Source organism: Romboutsia maritimum, assembly GCF_002251085.2.
GTDB classification, from domain to species: Bacteria; Bacillota; Clostridia; order Peptostreptococcales; family Peptostreptococcaceae; genus Romboutsia_B; species Romboutsia_B maritimum.
In genome coordinates this window covers 31,120-47,449 of sequence record NZ_NOJZ02000005.1, presented here as the reverse complement: position 1 = coordinate 47,449, position 16,330 = coordinate 31,120, and the positions used below count along the sequence as shown (strand labels likewise).

Below are 16,330 nucleotides of genomic sequence, written 5' to 3'. Positions count from 1 at the left end.
TAATTATATATTAGCTTTATAATAACAAGGGTATAAGGACGGTGATACTTTGATTAAACTAACAATACCAGGTAGACCTATAAGTAAATCTAACTTTAAGCTTCATAATATTCATGGTCAAGCATGGATGCCATCAAAAGGTAAGCACTCCAAGTATTTGGCTTACGAAAATATGATTGCAGGTTTCATAAATCAACAATACTTTGGTGAAACAATCGAAGAAGATTTAATAACCGTATTAAGGTTATATTTTCCTAATAAAAAAATGGGGGATTTACACAACTATCCAAAAAGTATTTGCGATGGTATAGAAAAAAGCGGAATTATTAAAAACGACAAACAACTTAAGCCGGTTTTGTTATTCGACTTTATAGATAAAGAAAATCCTCGTGTAGAAATAGAGCTTTATCCTTCTTCTAAATATAACGTATCTTATGATATATCTATTAAACCTGATATAAACGATTGATTTAATACTAAATATAAAATATTACATATCATCCATAAAAGCCAATATATAGCTTACTATGGATGATTTATTATAATGTCTATATTTTTATTTAATTATATATAAAATTTATTTATTAGTCAGTATTTTTCTAATCATTTTTATTTCTCTTTTATGTCCTTCTTCATCAAAAGGAGTTTCTAAGAAAAATGGTAATTTTTCTATTACAGGATGAGTCATAAAATTAATTATTGCATTTAATCCTATTTCACCTTCTCCTAAAGGAGCATGTCTATCTTTTTTATTAGCAAATGGCATCATACTGTCATTCAAATGCACTGTTTTTAATTTATCTAAACCTATTATATTATCAAATTCCTCTAATACACCTTCTAGATTATTTACTATATCATAGCCTGCTGAAAATATATGACAAGTATCTAAACATACCCCTAACCTATCACTATGCTCTACACTATCTATTATTCTTTTTAATTGATTAAAGTCAAAACCTATTTCAGTCCCTTTCCCTGACATAGTTTCTAAAAGTATAGTTATATTTTCATTTCCTTTAATTCCTTCATTAAGTCCTGTTGCTATTCTTTCTATTCCAAAATCAATACCTCCACCCACATGGCTTCCTGGATGAAAACACATATACTCTATTCCCAAGAAATCCATTCTATTAATATCTTCTTTTATTATTCTCTTGGCAAATTCATATACATCATCCTTTGATCCTCCTAAGTTCATAGTATAAGGTGCATGAGCTAAAAGCGGACCTATATTATTTTCTTTTCTTATTTGCTGAAATTTATTTATATCTTTTTCATCAAAAGCTTTCGCATTACCACCTCTTGGATTTCTCGTAAAAAATTGAAATGTATTTGCATCTATATCAATAGCTGTTTGAGCAGCTTTTGCAAATCCTTTTGCTATTGAAATATGTGGTCCTATTATAAACATATTTTTTCCTCCTAATGTCTTTTTTATTATATAAATTAATTATACCCAAAAAAATAAGTATCAACTAAAGTTGACACTTATTATAAATTATATTCTTCTTTTTCAATTATTGGTATTGCTATCATAGATATATCATATTTTATATCTGTATTACTACGATCTATTTTATGTAAAATTTCGTCTATTTTTAAGTCAATCATTTCACTTAATTCTTTTAATTCATCATGTGTAAGAGAAACATCGTGATATTCAATAATATTCTCTTTATTTATAGTTTCTTCCTCTGCAGCTTTGTAAAATAACTCACTCATATTTTCAAATTTAGATATGCACATTTCTTGATTTTCATCCTTACTGTCTAAGCAAAAATTTAGTATTTTTTTACCAATTACTATATTTTTTGCTGTTGGATAATAATATTTTTCTACTATACCTGATTTGATTTTTTCTTCTACTAAGTCTAAAATTCCTACCTTATATAGAGTCTTTATATGATAGTTAATTTTTGCATGAGGTTCATCTAGTATCTGAGATAATTGTTTTGCTGACAATGGTAATTTGTCAAATGTCTTTAAAATGTCTATTCTACGAGGATGCGCAATTGCTTTTATACATTCTAAATCTCGCAATACAAGTACTTCTTTCATCTCCCCAACCCCTAAAAATAAATTATTTTATTATATTTTAATTATATATTAACTATCTTTAGTTGTCAAAAAATTCCATAATTTAAAAAATATTTATTTGAACCTTTTTTCCTAAATCTTCTAACATTTTTGTTCCTGCTATACTATTCCCTTTTTTATCCAACGCCGGACCATAAACTCCTATACCCATTTTATTTGGCACAGAAGCCATTATACCTCCACCCACTCCAGATTTCGCAGGTATTCCAACTTTTATAGCAAATTCGCCTGATGCATCATACATTCCACAAGTAACCATAAATGTTTTTACCATCCTGCAAACATTCTCACTAATTATTCTTTCTCCATTTTCTACATCTATACCATATGTTGCAAGATGTAATCCTATCCTTGCTAAATCTAATGCATCTACTTCAATCGAACACTGTTTAAAGTATAAATCTAGCACTTCTTCAATATTTCCATTAATAAATCCGTCATTCTTTAATAAGTATGCCATAGCTCTATTTCTGTCTCCAGATATTTTTTCTGATTTATACACATCATAATTAATACCGATATTATTATTTTTAGTTATTCTCCTAAAGAATTCTAACATTCTTTCCTCTTTTTCCTGCGGACTATCTCCTTTAATTAACGATGTAGTAACTATCGCTCCAGCATTTATCATAGGATTACATGGCTTTTTCGTATCATTAGTTTCTAACTTCATTATAGAGTTAAACGGATCTCCACTAGGCTCCATCCCCACTTTAGAAAAAACATATTCCCATTCATTATCCATAAGGGCCATCGCAAGCACTATAGATTTTGATATGCTTTGTATAGTAAATTTTTTCTCATAATCACCAACTGCATATATTTTATTTTCTTTATCTATTATGCATATACCTAAATCATCTCTTCTCGCTTTTTTTAACTCTGGTATATACGTAGCTACTTGTCCATAATTTGCATATTTTTTATTTGTTTGTAATATATCATTTAAAATATCTTGCATAATTACCTCCTTTTTTAGTTTAAATTCGAATTTTTAGTTAATACTATAATACAAAAAGTTCCAATATTATGTCAACATTGGAACTTTACTTAAACTAATCTACTATTTTACTACCACCTATAAACTCTCTTAATATAGATGTTGACGGTATATCAGAAACATCTTTTAATTCAACAAAGTATTGTAAAAATTTCAAAAGCCTATTAGCCTCTATATATGCAGTATTATCTTTTGATATTTCTTCTAATAATGGTTTTGCATAAGTCTTTAGTGCAGCTAATTCATATACACATGCTGAATTAAAAATCAAATCTGCTTCTTCTTGATATGGGAATATATTTTTCTTTTCTCCTCTTCTTACTGATTCCCATTGCATTATTGTTTTTTGAGCATTATAACCTCTAAAATTATAATCTCTAACCATTCTTCTTATTAATCTTAAATCTGTTGTTGGTATTCTATTATGGTCATCTAAATTTATTTGAGTTAATGCACTTATATATATTTTAAATTTATCTTCATTTGGTATTGATGATGTAAGAGTTGGATTTAGTCCATGTATTCCTTCCAGTATTATTGGCTGATTAGAATCTATTTTTAATTTTTTTCCAGTTTCTTCTCTTTTCCCTAACTTAAAGTTAAATTTTGGAACACTTATTTCTTCTCCATTCAATAATCTTTTTAAGTCTGAATTAAATCTATCTAAGTCAATTGCATATATTGATTCAAAATCATAATTACCAAATTCATCTAACGGAGTTTTGTCTCTATCAACAAAATAATCATCTAAAGATATTGATACTGGATTTAAGTTATTTACTCTAAGATGTATAGATAGTCTATGAGCAAAACTTGTTTTTCCTGATGAAGATGGTGCCGCTATTAAAATAACTCTCTTATTTTGTTCTTTTACTATGTCTGCTATTTTAGATAGATTCTTCTCATGAAGTGCTTCAACTGTTCTAATAACATCTCCATAATTTCCTTCTTCTATAATTTTATTGAGAGATATGACTTTATCAACACCCATAAGCTTTGACCATTCTTCAGCTTCTTTATATATATTAGATAACTTAGGCTGTGGTATAAATTCCATTGGTTTATATTTGTCTACTTCACTAGGACCTAAAACTACCACTCCTTTATTATATAGTTTTAAATCAAAAGTTTTTATATAACCTGTTGATGGCAACATATATCCATAAAAATGATCTACGTAATTATTGCATTTATAAATTTTAACATCACCATACTCTTTATACTTTAATAACTCTGCTTTTTCATACATATTATATTTATTAAATATAGATATAGCTTCTTGTTTTGTAGTTAATATTTTTTCTATTTTATAATCACTAGCTATTATTTCACTCATCTTATCTTTTATATTATCTATATCAATTGCTTTTAATTCCCTTCCTAAATGAACTTCACAATAAAGTCCATTTGATAAAGAATGCTCTATTGTTACTCTTTTATTTTCAAATAATTCCTTACATGCCATTATAAATACTAAAGATATTACTCTGAAATATACTCTAGAACCATCTTCATTAGTTGTGTCTATAAATTTTATTTCACAATCTTCTTTTACTACATGACTTAGTTCTCTTAGTTTGTTATCAATAACTGCAAGAGTTACAAATCCTTTATATTCATTCAAATTATCATTTACTATATCTTCTAATTTTATTCCTTTTAAGTCTTCCTTTATGTTGTATTCCCTATTTCTTCCCTCTACTTTTAAAGTTAACTTTCCCATATTTCTATCCTTCCCCTACGTATATAATAAAAAAGTCTTTATTTTAAAGACTTTTAATAAGTAGACTTTATAGAATTTAATTTTTTTATTGTATCTTTAATATGCTCATAATTAATTTCTAGAACTAAATAGTCTGGATTCAATTTTAAAACTTCTATTATATGCTTTTCTGATAATATTCCTTTTCCTATTCCTATATGTATATCATTTATTCCATCATTATCACTTAAATGTATTACTTTTATTTTATCTTTCATGTTTTTTATATACTCATCCTTATTAATTAAATAATGACCTGTATCATAACATAAATAAGTTTTATCATTTTTTATCTTATTAAATATATATTCAAAATCATATACTTTGTTTCCAATATTGCAAAAATCTCCATCTTTAGAATATGTATTTTCTATTGTTATTACAGTATTTTTATTTAATTTAATATTATCTAAAAACTCAGAACTAATGTTTAAATATTTATCTCTGTTTTTGCTTAATCTATTTTTCATTACATATCCTAAATGTAAATTAAAATATTCTATATTAAATCCTTCAAGGTTTTTTTCTAACTCTTGTATATATTTTATCCATGAATCTTTTATGTACTCTATATTTTCACATGTATTAAGTTCCATAGGCAAATGAATGCCTATAGATAAGCCTAATTTATTTATGTAGTCTCTATATTCATATAATTCACTACACTCTTTTATATTATCAATTCCTATTTCTATATGTTTTATAACATCTATTTTTTCACACATAACTAAGCATTCTTTTATATTGAACAAAAGAGTTGACACACCTATTCTCATATTTACACCTACTTAACTGTTCCTATGCTATTGAATGGGAATAATCTTATCATTACCTTTCCTACTAAATCATGTTCATCTACTAATCCAACTTGAGACATTCTACTGTCCATGCTATTTTCTCTATTGTCTCCCATTGCAAATATCTTTCCTTTTGGAATATCTGTGTCTATATCTCCAGTAGTATAATTATCATGTATATATGGTTCATCTATTAATTTACCATTTATATATATTTTTGAATCTTTTATTTTAAGATGATCACCTTCTACTGCTATTACCCTTTTCACTAAATCTTTTTTATCTCCATTTTCTTGCTCTAAGTCAGTACCAAACACAACTATATCTCCTTTAGTTGGGTCACCTAATTTATATGCCATCCTATTTATTATTAAGTAATCTTTATCTTCTAATGTTGGATACATTGATTCCCCATTTACTATAGTTGGCCTTATAAATTGAATTATTACTACTGCAACTACTAACGCAACTCCAATAGTTTTAATCCATTCATAAATTTCTTTTTTTAACTTACTGCTCATTTGCCCTGTCTCCCTCTACATTTTAATTAATTTTATATCAACTTAATTATTTTACAGTTCCTATTTTATTAAATGGGAATAATCTTATTGCTACTTTTCCCATAATATCTTTTTTATCTATTAATCCAACTTCTTCGTATCTGCTGTCTAAACTATTTTCTCTATTATCTCCCATTGCAAATATCTTACCTTCTGGAATAGTCATATCTATATTTCCATCAGTATATTTACCATGTATATAAGGTTCTTGTATTTGTTTTCCATTTAAATAAACTTTTGAGTCTTCTATTTTTATATGGTCTTTAGCAACTCCTATTACTCTCTTTACTAAATCTTTTTTTCTTCCATCTTCTTGGGTTAAATCTGTACTAAAAACTATTATGTCCCCTAATTTAGGTTCTCCAACTTTATATGATATTCTATTTATAATCAAATAATTATCTTCTTCTAATGTCGGATACATTGACTCTCCTCGTACTAATGTTGGTCTTATAAATTGAGTTATTATAAAAGCAAATACAAGAGCTGTTGCTATAACTTTTATCCACTCTACTGCTTCTTTTTTTAATTGTTCACCCACCTATATCATCTCCTCTAGTATAAATCGTTTCTTCTAGTAAATAGTATAACTTCCTATTAATTGTATCGCTATATCATTAATACTATCATATTTATTCATAGTAATACCTAAATCTAGCAATTCACAAGCTTTCACTAAATCTTTAGTTACTTCCATAGGATTTCCATACATATCTTCTATCTCTTCTTTACTAACACCTCTAAATCCATGACCAACTGGACTTTCATTTCTAAGTCTAATTAAATTTTCCAGTCTCTCACTGTCTAAAATTTCCATTACCTTTTCCATTCTTTTAGTGTTTTTTACATATTTTTTTACATATTGAGTGACTCCATGTATTAGATTACCATTATATATATTATACTTCTTTTTCAAAGTATATAGAATATTTTTCTTTGATAACATATGCCCATGCATTGATATCTTGTATGTCTTTGATTCCTTTGTACTTACAAATATATATTTAAATAAAGCTTCTTTTAATCTATATAATCTACCCAAGAAATCTATATATTCTTCATTTATAATCTGAATTTTCATATTCTCTATTAGTTCTGATAATATATCTTCTGGTTCTCCTAAATTTAAATTTTTTAAATTTATAATTAGATGTTGTATTTCTCTTCTTGCTAGCATAGAATCACTCATTTTTTCTATAATATTTAAAGCTGTTCTAAAATCAAAATTAACAGCATACTGACAAGATTGAATTATTAAATATAAATCTCCATTTTCTATCCCTGCATCTTCTAAAATATCTAAAACAGCATCATAATTATACTTTTTCAACAATTTAGATATAGCATATTCATGATTTTTATTTAAACATCCCATTTAATAACCTCCTAAAAATAGCTTACTATTTTAGTATTGAAATTCTTTAGATATTTTATTAGTAATTTTTTGTTAGCACCTATTTTTTATTTTTATGCTTAAATTTTTTTAAAAATCTTTTTTTAGAAATTTTCATATAATCATCTAATTTATCCAAATTAACTTTCCATAAAATAATTATATATATTGCAAATATGACAATAGTCCATCTATATTCTCTCATTAATATAAAATCAAATATCCCATGAAATAAAATTGGTACTAATATAGCCAAAATCATATACTCTCTTTTTTTTATCTTATTTTTACCAAATTTATATTTAGATATATAATAACCCATTGTTATAGCAAACATTATGTGCCCAGGTATAGATATAAGACCTCTAACTATTCCAACTTCAAGAACTTGTTCATAGTTTTCAAATAAAATATATATAATATTCTCAACAGTAGCAAATCCCAAAGAGAAAAATATTGAATATATTATCCCATCTAGCTTTTCATTAAAATTTTTTTCTTTTAATATATTCGGTATAAATACTATTGCTTTTAATCCTTCTTCTGTTAGTGCTGCTACTACAAATGATGTATATAATATGTAGTAATCTGAATTTAATGTATTAAATTTCATTAAAATTGACTCTACTTTTATTGATATTATGCTTATAAATATTCCTAATACAAAAAATTTAGCTAAAACCATTAAAGGTTCTTTTTCATATTTATCTTTTAAATATATCCACATTATACATGCTATAATTGGAGACAATGCTAATATTATTAACTGTAATTTCATAAAGTAATTTTCCCTTTCTAGTTAGATAATATATATTATCTCCATTTCTCTTAACAAAATAAGATTTATCTTCATACAATAAAATATAATAAAACGTTAATCTATTTTACTGAAAGGGTGATTATATGCAAGATGGTTTTTTAACTGTTAGCGTAATAGATTCAATAACTAATCGACCTATAAAAGGAGCCACTATAAATATTTATAATAATCCAAATAGAGAAGAAAACCCATCTACTTTATATGAAAATTTAAAAACTAACGAATCTGGCCAAGTGGTTGGTTTGACTTTATCTGCACCAGATATTATTTATTCTCAACAACCTACTAATGTAAGACCTTATAGCCAATACACTATCGAAGCAAAAATAGATGGGTATGAGACTATTGTTATTGATGGAACTCAGGTTTTTCCAACTATTGAGTCCAGACAAAGTGTACCATTAATTGCTAAATCAAGATGTAGAAATTCTTATTCAAGACAAAATGAAATAATATACAATATAAACGATAATACATTATTTGGAACTTATCCTCCCAAAATACCTGAAAGCGATTTAAAACCACTTCCACCTCCTACTGGATTTGTTGTTTTAGATAACCCTGTAGTTCCTGAATTTATAGTAGTTCATGACGGATTGCCAGAAGATACTTCTAATCAAAATTATTGGATTCCTTTTAAAGAATATATAAAAAATGTAGCTTCATCTGAAATTTATTCAACTTGGCCTGATCAAACTATTTATGCCAATATAATTGCTATAATCTCATTTACACTAAATAGGGTATTTACTGAATGGTATAGAAATAAAGGATTTAGTTTTACAATAACTTCATCAACTGCTTATGACCATAAATTTATATATAATAGAAACTTATTTGATAAGATTAATATAATTGTAGATGATATATTTAATACATTTATAAAAAGACCGCCTACTTCTAGGCAGCCTCTTCTTGCACAATATTGTGATGGTAAGAAATCTCAATGTCCTAATCAAATGACTCAATGGGGTAGTAAAGATTTAGGTTCACAAGGATATGATTATGAAAAAATACTAAAATATTTCTATGGAGATGAAATCATATTTGAAAAAGCCCCTATTGTAAGTGGCGTTCCTTTATCTTACCCAGGTGAAACTCTTCAAATTGGTTCTAGTGGAAAATTTGTTAAAACTATTCAAAATCAATTAAACACAATCTCCAAATCTTATCCTGCAATACCTAAGGTTAAAGAAGATAGTAATTATGGTGAAAGTACAGCTGAATCAGTTAAAACATTTCAAGATATTTTCGGCTTACCTAAGACAGGTGTTGTAGATTTTAAAACTTGGTACGAAATTTCAAGAATATATGTTGCAACAACTAAAATCGCTTCATTAAATCCTACTATTTAGTTTTTTTAATAAAAAGGATTGTTTTAAAATAGAATTTTGTGGTTAACCTACCGCTCAAGCTAATGTATAATTTCTCCTCCATGCAGGTAAAAACACTCCTGCAAATGTCGTTGGAACTTATACCTCAGTTATTCGCTTGGTTATTTCACAAAATTCTTATATTTTTTAGACTTCTCCTATTTAAATACTTCTATATATTCATCTTTCAAAATATGATTTATTATATTTATATTTATTGGAAACTCTGGAATTCCTGCTGCATATGGTGCTATATCATATAAATCAAAATAAATCACAAGATTTTCATCTTGTATATAAAATTTTTGATTATCTTTTATTCCACTAAATTGATATATCCCTTCGTATTCTTTATCATTTTTTACCTTTTCTTCTATTTGATGTCTTATCTCGGTATTTATAACATCTTTAAATTTCGAATTTTCTTTAAATAAATTTTCTAATGAAATAAACTTACCGTTCCTCATGTCTATATTATATGATACATTTTCATAATATCCATGTGCTCCCCCACTATATTTATAATAATTTACAATTATGCTCAACATATTATCACTATTTTTCTTTACTTCAAAGTCAGCATTAGCAATAAATTTATTTTCTTCCTCTGGAAAATCACCTAAAAACTGCTTTGCTTCTTCCTGTGATTTATTATAAAAACCCATTATATCACTTCTTATTTTATCATTAATTAACTTTTCGATATTTTTCTCAGATAACATAACTATTGGTATATTTATTATACTATTTATATATTTATCATTTTTAGTTATGGTTTGTGTATCTACATTAGCAACTATACTATCAGTTTCTACTAATTTTATTTTATTTTTAAATATGTCATCTGGTACTTTAAACTCATAATTAGATTTACTTAAGCTTTCTTTATATGGATTAAAATATACCTTTATTCCTCTATCTACAATATAATAATTTGTATATTTACCTATATTTATTCTTTTTTTGTCTATATCAATATTTTTACTATCAATATAACTTTCAATATAATCTTTTATTACTTGTCTATAATCAGTATTATTTTTCAAAAAATTATCTAAATAAATTCTTTGTCCAGTTTTTAAATCAAAAACATAACTATCTTTTTCTAATTCAAAATCATTTTTTCCCCAATTTTTATTTCTATATATTATTATATTTAAAATATTTTTATCTTTATATGCAACATGATAATTTATTGTGACATCATACTTAAAATCATCTTTTTTTATTCTACTTATTTGTCTTTGTTCATTTACAAATTTATTTATATTTTTTCTTAGATATGTATTTATATATCTTTCAACTTCTTTGTTTTCATAATGTAGCTCTGGCATTTTTACACTTATAGATACTTTATCATCCTTTATTTTTAATTTTTCTTCTGTTACCTTTACTCTACTCATCGCGTTATATATATTAGTTTGTATCATGTCCTCTAATCTAAAAATGTATTTTTGTTTAGCTACAGATATAATTAAAATTACTATAGTAAAAAAAATTATTGGTTTTAAATAATTTTTCGTATGCTTCATTTTTTGTCCTCCTAAATATATTCACTTTATTATATTTAGAAGTTTCTTATATTTTTATCCTACTAATTTAATATTTTTATTGAATCAAAAAAGCTGTATCAAAATTAAGTTTAATTTTGATGCAGCTTTTTTGATTATTCATTAAATAGTTTATTTACTAGATTCATCTGATATTTTAACTTTATGATAGTTATAAATATAGAAAGGTATACCTACAAGCATCATTATGAATCCCCACATTACTGTCTCTGCTCCTGAACCATATATAGTCCATATTGAATATACAAATGCTAAAAGAGGAAGTATTGATTTTTTAATAAATATACCGAAACTGAACTGCTTTTCTCCTTTAAACATTAACATCATTTCTGCTGCTGTAGATAATAAATATACAGGTAAAAATGATAACGTAGCTAATATAGTTATAAATGTAAATGCTGAAACCATACTTTTTTGGAAATTCATTATTATTAATATATTTACTAATATAGAACCTGCTACTAATGCATTTACTGGTGTACCATATTTAGGATGTAACTCTCCAAAGAATTTAGGGAATACTCCATCTTCTCCTGCTGCATATGCAACTCTTGCTGTAGATAATATCCAACCTATAGTTGTTCCTAATATACAAATTGCAACTGCTAATGCTAATATTTTTCCAACTGAACTTCCTAAAGCTATAGCTAATATATCTGTTAATGGTGCTGAACTTAATGCAAGTTGTTCATTTGACATAACACCCATACTTCCAACACTTATTAATATATAAATTATAGATGCTATTACCATTCCATAAATTGTACTCTTTTTAACATTCTTTTCTGGATTTTTAATTTCACCTGCTGTAACTGTTGCACTTTCCATTCCTACGAAAGCCCATAAAGTTGATGTTGCAGCTAAAGGTATTGTATCAAATCCTTTTCCATCTGGTATTAATGGCATTAAATTCATTTTATCGAAATTTAAAAATGCCACTACTATAAATATTCCAAAAAATGCAATTTTGAATACAGTTGCAACTGTTTGCATTTTTCCTGCTTGCTTAACTCCTACTATATTTATTATAGTAACTATCCATAAAATAGCACTACTGAAAATTATCGAATATATAGGTGTTTGTAGTGCTGGTATAACAGCAGAACAGTAACTAGCTAATGCAACTATTATTGCAGCATTTCCAATCCATGATCCATTCCAATATAACCATGCACTTAAAAAACCTGTGAATTCTCCAAATGCTTTTTTAGTGTAATAATATGCCCCACCTGTAGCTGGATATTTTGAACCTAAATTTGCAAAAGATATTGCTATTAATATAGACCCCACTGTTGTTAATATCCACGCTATTATTGTTGGCAATGGTCCCGAAACTTGTGCTAGTGTTGCTGGTAGCATAAATACTCCAGAACCTATCATGTTACCACAAACAAGCATTGTCGCCATAAATAAACTAATTTCTTTTTTCAAGCTTTTATTTTCCATTTTTTCCTCCTCGGTTTGAACTTAAATCAAAATGCTTACTTATTATGCAATTAATTAAAGTTATCTTTCCTTGTTTAAATGTAAATAACGTTTTCTATAAGTCGATTTTCTACCCCCAAACTCTTCATACATATTTTAAAAATTGGTATACTAATATGCATCGACTTCCTTGTATTATTGTTTATCTAATGAAAATTATACCACATAACGTCGATAATCCAAATAATAAAGATGATCTTTTAAAATCAAATTATACAATTTTATTTAGATATGAATACTTTATAAAGATATTTATTTACAATTTGTTTTATATTTTAATAATAAATCGATATAGCACGAATAATAATTCCATCAAATCATATATTATTTTATTTCTTAAAAAATAATATTGTTGAAATTATTATAAATTTTATTTGCAACAAGTAAATGTTATTATTAAAAACAAAAAAATCAAGAACTATATATTTAGTATATATAGTTCTTGATTTTTTTATTACTTAATATCCGATCGATTACACCATCGTCCACAAAATTCAGCTTTTTTATTACACATTACCTTATGAGATCCACAATTCGGACAAGAAGTTTTATCTTGTTCATAATTTATAAAATACATTTCTCCACAGTCTAAACATCTAAATTTACAATGGTTAGTAGTATAATGTCCTCCATTTATATTTATAGCTTTTCCTTGTGTCAATGCTATTGAAACTTTTTTTCTTGCACTATCAATTATGTTTTGAAAGGTCTGTCTTGATACTTTCATCCTCTGTGCACATTGTTCTTGATTTAACGCTTCAATATCTTTAAGTCTCATAGCTTCTAATTCTTCAACTTTTAAAACTACTTCTTCAAGTTCACATTTAGGTTTTCCTATTGGTACAAAATAATCATTTTCTGGAAAAAAATCTACTCTCCTAAATTTAGTCGGTCTTGACATTTTTATCCTCCCTACATTTATTGCACAATCCAATCAACATTATATCTGCATCAAATACTATTATATCCTTTTCTTTTTCTGTCTTATAGTTTAATTTTAAATAATCTAAAATTAAAGATTTATCATCTATATCTATTATACTATTACATTCAATACATTTAAAATGTATATGTAGGGGTTTTTTACTAAATATTTTCATTTCATAATAATTCGTACCATTTATATTAATTTCTTTTATTATGTTTAATTCTTTTAAAATTTTTAAAGTTCTATAAACAGTAGCAAGACCAACAGAATTAATTTTAACAATTACGTATATTTCTTCAGCACTTAAATGAATATCTGATTTAATTAAGGTTTCTAATATAGATTTTTTCTGTTTTGTAAATTTATAACCATTGTCTTCTATTATTTTTTTTAAATCCATCAAATCTTTATCCATTTAATTCTCCTATTAATATCTCGTGTACTAATTACCACAATTTCCTTCATGCTGATGTTCTGTACAAACACTCCCTGTTGATTTTAATTCATTTCTTAAGTATTGTTTTATTAAATCATCACAAAGACCACTAGCTCCAACAACAACTTCAATATCTTGCTCTTTAAATAATTGTTGTGCAGTTTCTCCCATTCCTCCTGCAATAATTACATCTATTTCTAAATCCTTTAAAAATCTTGGTAAAAAACCTGGTCTATGACCTGGATTTTCAACTACTTTTTTATTTAAAACTTCACTTTCTTTTACTTCATAAATAGTAAACCCTTCACAATGACCGAAATGATTACTTACTTGATTTTTTTCACTTGCAACTGATATTTTCATTTAAACTTCCTCCTAAAATATTATTTATAAATTTTATTTTTGACTCTGCTCATTTTAATCTAAAAAATTAATTTTTTTATATTAATCCATATATCTTGAATTGCTTTGTTTGATTCACTTTCCTTATAATGAGTTATAGGTTTCAATTCATTTATAGATTTTCTTACAATGTCGTCATAAGGAATTCTGCCAACAAACTTTAATTCTTTCTCATTTACGAAGCTTTCTATTTCTAAGCTCATTTCTTCATTTATATCATATTTATTTATACAAACCATTGTAAATATACCAAAATATTCACATAAAGAAACTACTCTTATTAAATCTTCAAGTCCTGATTTAGTCGGCTCTGTTACAATCAAAACTGCGTCACTACCAGTTATTGAAGATATTACTGGACATCCTATTCCAGGTGAACCATCTATTATAGTTAATTTTTCACCTTCATTAAATTTTTTACCATTTTTACGCAAGTGTGTTATTAATTTTCCTGATCCATCACTTCCGATTTCCATTTCTGCTCTTGAAATAATTCCCTTTTCTAATTCTGTAATAAATGTATCTGCTATTTTTTCATCTTCTAAAGTTATCGCATTTTTAGGACAAACTAAAGTACAAGCTCCACACCCTTCGCATAAAAAAGGATTTATATTTAAATTTTCTATAGCATTAAATCTACAGATATCCTCACATTTGCCACATTCTATACAAAGTTCTTTCTCCATTAAAGCCTTTTTACTACCTATAAAATCTGATTTTTGCATATCTTTTCCATTATAAAAAAGATAAAAGTTAGGTGCATCTACATCACAATCAATTCTAACTACATCTTGAGCAAGTTCTGATAGTGCTGTTGCAATGGTAGTTTTTCCTGTTCCACCTTTACCACTTAAAACTACTAACTCCATTGTAGCACCTCCTTTGTCCTTGCACATAATTCATCAAATATATACTTATGATTTAAATTTTCATATAAAATATTTCCTTTTGAATAATCTATAGCTATATATTTACTATAAGGTATTGCTCCTATTATATTTATATTTTTTTCTTTACAATATTTTTTTATAAGATTGCCTTCACCATCATCTTTATTAATTATTACACCAAAAGGTATATTAAACACTTTTACTAATTCTAAAGCCATCTTCATGTCATGAAGTCCAAACTCTGTAGGCTCTGTTACAAGTATCGCAGCATTTGTATATTTTAAAACATTTACTACATTACAAGATGTTCCTGGTGGACAATCAATCAAATTAATGCCCTTTTCTAATTGATTAAGTAATTCTTTTATTATAGGTACTGCCATAGGTTCACTTACATTTAAAACACCCCTACTGCAATTTATATCACCTCTCATTCCTTTTTCAATTTTACCTATTTCTCTTTTTCTATAAGTTATTGCCCCAGATTTACAGACAATTTCACAAGCTCCACAACCATGACATAGTTTCTCAAAAAGCATTATATTATCTTTAATTTTAGCAAGAGCATTAAATTGACAAACCTGTGCACATTCTCCACAAGAAGTACATTTATTATCATCTATAAATGGATATTCTACTAAAACGCATTTTGTTTCTTTTATATCTGGTTTTAAAAATAAAAATCCATTTGGTTCTTCTACATCACAATCAATATAATTTGCTTTTAGTGCTAATGCCAAATTTGTAGAAATTGTTGTTTTACCTGTCCCTCCTTTTCCACTTAATACTGCAATATTCAAATCTTACTCCTCC

18 protein-coding genes are annotated in these 16,330 nt (G+C 26.3%); 2 read left to right on the top strand and 16 right to left on the bottom strand.

Features of this window, described 5'->3' with window-relative positions:
- The first annotated feature begins 49 nt into the window (after positions 1-49).
- Complete coding sequence (locus CHF27_RS04635) at positions 50-469, top strand: RusA family crossover junction endodeoxyribonuclease (protein ID WP_095405205.1); 420 nt, start codon at positions 50-52, stop codon at positions 467-469.
- A gap of 108 nt (positions 470-577) precedes the next feature.
- On the opposite strand, the gene CHF27_RS04630 is transcribed toward CHF27_RS04635, so the two are convergent.
- From CHF27_RS04630 to CHF27_RS04590, 9 genes are all read right to left on the bottom strand, one after another.
- Positions 578-1,414 (bottom strand): deoxyribonuclease IV, encoded by an 837-nt coding sequence (locus CHF27_RS04630; RefSeq protein ID WP_095405204.1) that lies wholly within the window; start codon positions 1,412-1,414, stop codon positions 578-580.
- 80 nt (positions 1,415-1,494) lie between these two features.
- Complete coding sequence (locus CHF27_RS04625; protein WP_095405203.1) at positions 1,495-2,061, bottom strand: winged helix-turn-helix domain-containing protein; 567 nt, start codon at positions 2,059-2,061, stop codon at positions 1,495-1,497.
- Positions 2,062-2,143: 82 nt separating this feature from the next.
- A complete protein-coding gene (glsA, locus tag CHF27_RS04620; protein WP_095405202.1) occupies positions 2,144-3,061 on the bottom strand; it encodes a glutaminase A in 918 nt (305 codons plus the stop codon).
- A 94-nt stretch (positions 3,062-3,155) separates the two neighbouring features.
- On the bottom strand, positions 3,156-4,823 hold the full coding sequence (locus tag CHF27_RS04615; RefSeq protein WP_095405201.1) for a nucleoside kinase: 1,668 nt from the start codon (positions 4,821-4,823) through the stop codon (positions 3,156-3,158).
- 53 nt (positions 4,824-4,876) lie between these two features.
- Complete coding sequence (locus tag CHF27_RS04610) at positions 4,877-5,638, bottom strand: sugar phosphate isomerase/epimerase family protein (RefSeq protein WP_095405200.1); 762 nt, start codon at positions 5,636-5,638, stop codon at positions 4,877-4,879.
- An 8-nt stretch (positions 5,639-5,646) separates the two neighbouring features.
- Positions 5,647-6,180: a signal peptidase I gene (gene lepB, locus CHF27_RS04605; RefSeq protein WP_095405199.1), complete on the bottom strand. Its 534-nt coding sequence runs from the start codon at positions 6,178-6,180 to the stop codon at positions 5,647-5,649.
- 46 nt (positions 6,181-6,226) lie between these two features.
- On the bottom strand, positions 6,227-6,760 hold the full coding sequence (gene lepB / locus CHF27_RS04600; RefSeq protein WP_095405198.1) for a signal peptidase I: 534 nt from the start codon (positions 6,758-6,760) through the stop codon (positions 6,227-6,229).
- 33 nt (positions 6,761-6,793) lie between these two features.
- Positions 6,794-7,594 carry a hypothetical protein gene (locus CHF27_RS04595; protein WP_095405197.1) on the bottom strand — a complete coding sequence of 267 codons (801 nt, stop codon included), beginning with the start codon at positions 7,592-7,594 and terminating at the stop codon, positions 6,794-6,796.
- Between the two features lie 79 nt (positions 7,595-7,673).
- Entirely contained in the window at positions 7,674-8,390 is a 717-nt protein-coding gene (locus CHF27_RS04590; protein WP_095405196.1) for a PrsW family intramembrane metalloprotease, read from the bottom strand.
- Between the two features lie 125 nt (positions 8,391-8,515).
- Between CHF27_RS04590 and sleC the strand changes: the two genes are divergently transcribed.
- Complete coding sequence (gene sleC / locus CHF27_RS04585) at positions 8,516-9,787, top strand: spore cortex-lytic germination protein SleC (RefSeq protein WP_095405195.1); 1,272 nt, start codon at positions 8,516-8,518, stop codon at positions 9,785-9,787.
- Positions 9,788-9,963: 176 nt separating this feature from the next.
- Here the strand turns inward: sleC and CHF27_RS04580 are convergent, their stop codons facing one another.
- The 7 genes from CHF27_RS04580 to CHF27_RS04550 form a co-directional block, all read right to left on the bottom strand.
- Positions 9,964-11,337, bottom strand: a complete 1,374-nt coding sequence (locus CHF27_RS04580) for a DUF3298 and DUF4163 domain-containing protein (protein ID WP_095405194.1) — start codon at positions 11,335-11,337, stop codon at positions 9,964-9,966.
- A 150-nt stretch (positions 11,338-11,487) separates the two neighbouring features.
- Positions 11,488-12,822 (bottom strand): APC family permease, encoded by a 1,335-nt coding sequence (locus tag CHF27_RS04575; protein WP_095405193.1) that lies wholly within the window; start codon positions 12,820-12,822, stop codon positions 11,488-11,490.
- 493 nt (positions 12,823-13,315) lie between these two features.
- Positions 13,316-13,762, bottom strand: a complete 447-nt coding sequence (locus CHF27_RS04570) for a DUF134 domain-containing protein (RefSeq protein ID WP_095405192.1) — start codon at positions 13,760-13,762, stop codon at positions 13,316-13,318.
- Entirely contained in the window at positions 13,746-14,204 is a 459-nt protein-coding gene (locus CHF27_RS04565) for a Fur family transcriptional regulator (RefSeq protein WP_199533610.1), read from the bottom strand. Before CHF27_RS04565 ends, CHF27_RS04570 begins: the two co-directional genes overlap by 17 nt.
- 27 nt (positions 14,205-14,231) lie before the next feature.
- On the bottom strand, positions 14,232-14,588 hold the full coding sequence (locus CHF27_RS04560; protein WP_095405191.1) for a NifB/NifX family molybdenum-iron cluster-binding protein: 357 nt from the start codon (positions 14,586-14,588) through the stop codon (positions 14,232-14,234).
- Between the two features lie 59 nt (positions 14,589-14,647).
- Positions 14,648-15,496, bottom strand: a complete 849-nt coding sequence (locus tag CHF27_RS04555; RefSeq protein WP_095405190.1) for an ATP-binding protein — start codon at positions 15,494-15,496, stop codon at positions 14,648-14,650.
- The gene (locus CHF27_RS04550; protein ID WP_095405189.1) at positions 15,487-16,317 is read right to left on the bottom strand and encodes an ATP-binding protein; all 831 of its coding nucleotides are present in this window, start codon (positions 16,315-16,317) and stop codon (positions 15,487-15,489) included. The genes CHF27_RS04555 and CHF27_RS04550 overlap by 10 nt, the downstream gene beginning before the upstream one ends.
- Positions 16,318-16,330 lie beyond the last annotated feature (13 nt).